Raw genomic sequence first — 1,845 nt, forward strand, 5'->3', positions numbered from 1 at the left:
GGCGGGGACGGGGCCCCGCGCCGACCAGACGGTGCCGCGCCGCTCGTGGACGAGGATCCGCTCCACGCCGAGCGCCACGTCGGGGCCGAGTTCCCGATCCACCAGGTGCAGGGCGAGATCGAGACCGGAGGTGACCCCGCCCGCGCTGACGAGATCGCCGTCGTCCACCACCCGGGCGTCCACGACGACGGCACCGGTGCCGGCCAGGACCTCCGTTCCCGAGGGATGGGTGGTCGCCGGGCGGCCGGTGATCATCCCGGCCATGGCGGGAAGGAGGGAGCCCCCGCACACGCAGGCCAGGACGGTGTCCTCGTGGGCCAGGGCCCGGGCGATCACCTCCGGGAGGGGGCCCTCCAGGGCACGACGCAGCAGGCCGGGGATGTCCTCCGCCGGTTCCCCCGCCCCGGGGGACGTCTCCCCGGCGGGTGTCGACCCGGGACCGGGCATCCGACCGAGGGCGCCCGGCAGCACCAGCACATCGGCCCGCTCCGGGTCCGGGGCGGCGACGGCCCGCAGGGCGATCCCCGCCATCCCGGAGGGAACCTCGCGAGCCCCCTCGGCGCTCACGAGTTCCACCCGCACCGAGCCGGCGGTGAGCATCCCGGCGGCGTGGAGGACTTCGAGCGGGGCGATGACGTCCAACGGGTCGAAGCCGTCGAAGAGCACGAACTGGGCGAACACGGGGATTCCTCCGGTGATCGGGAAGCGGTCGTCCCCGACGCCAGGTGGCCTCCCGGACCCCTCCCAGTGGCGGAAACGACAAAGACCAACGGGATCCCGCCGGCACCCCGGCCGTTCCCCTACGCCCCTCGACCAGCGGTTTTCCTCCGGATGGTTGTCCCTTCCGCTCCCTCCGGGGGCTTCGGCAGGGGGTTTCCCGCCGGCGGGATCCCGTTTATCGTGCCCGCGTGCACACCGTGGCGATCCTCGCCCTCGACGGCGTGATCGCTTTCGACATGGCGACCCCCATCGAGGTCTTCCGACGCGTTCGGCTCCCCGACGGGAGCCGGCCCTACCGGGTGCTGGTCTGTGCCCCCCGCCCCCGGGTGGCCGGCGAGCTCTTCGAGTTGGCCGTGCCGCACGGCCTGGACGCACTGGCGGGGGCGGACACCGTCATCGTGCCGGGGTGCACCGAGGACGCGCCCCCGCCGGATCCCGACGCGCTGGAGGCGCTGCGCCGTGCCGCCGCGGACGGGGCGCGGATCGCCTCCGTCTGCGCGGGGGCCTTCGTGCTCGCGGCCACCGGGCTGCTGGACGGGCTGGCGGCCACCACCCACTGGAGCGCCGCGCGTCGCCTGGCCGAGCTGTACCCCCGGGTGGAGGTGCGCCCCGACGTCCTGTACGTGGACAACGGGTCCCTGCTCACCTCGGCGGGGGCGGCGGCCGGACTCGACCTGTGCCTGCACCTGATCCGCCGCGACCTGGGGTCGGCGGTGGCGGCGGACGCCGCCCGGCTGTCCGTCATGCCGTTGGAACGCGAGGGCGGCCAGGCCCAGTTCATGGCCGGCGGGCTGCCGGTCGCGCCGCGCGGGTCGGAGCTGGAGCCGGCGGTGCGCTGGGTCGAGGAGGACCCCGGCCGGGAGATCACCGTCGCCGCGATGGCGGCCCGGTGCGGCATGGGGGAGCGGACCTTCGCCCGCCGCTTCCGCGAGCAGACGGGGGAGACACCGTTGCAGTGGGTGCTGCGCACCCGGGTGCGCCGGGCCCAGTTCCTGCTGGAGACCACCGACCACGGGGTGGAGCGGGTGGCGGCCCGGGCGGGCTTCGGATCCCCGACCGCCTTCCGGGAGCGCTTCCGCCGCGTGGTGGGGGTCACCCCGCGGGCCTACCGGACGGCCTTCCGGG

General features: G+C 75.7%; 2 protein-coding genes. One reads left to right on the forward strand and one right to left on the reverse strand.

Annotation, left to right across the window (positions count from 1 at the left end; translation table 11 throughout):
- The coding region (locus tag FOE67_RS24530; RefSeq protein WP_182667010.1) for a DJ-1/PfpI family protein at positions 1–681 on the reverse strand (681 nt) is incomplete at its 3' end.
- 227 nt (positions 682–908) lie between these two features.
- Here FOE67_RS24530 and FOE67_RS24535 point away from each other — a divergent pair.
- Positions 909–1,845: GlxA family transcriptional regulator (locus tag FOE67_RS24535; RefSeq protein ID WP_182667011.1), on the forward strand; the 937-nt coding region annotated here is incomplete at its 3' end.

It is taken from the genome of Streptomyces calidiresistens, assembly GCF_014141525.1.
Lineage (GTDB): Bacteria > Actinomycetota > Actinomycetes > Streptomycetales > Streptomycetaceae > Streptomyces > Streptomyces calidiresistens.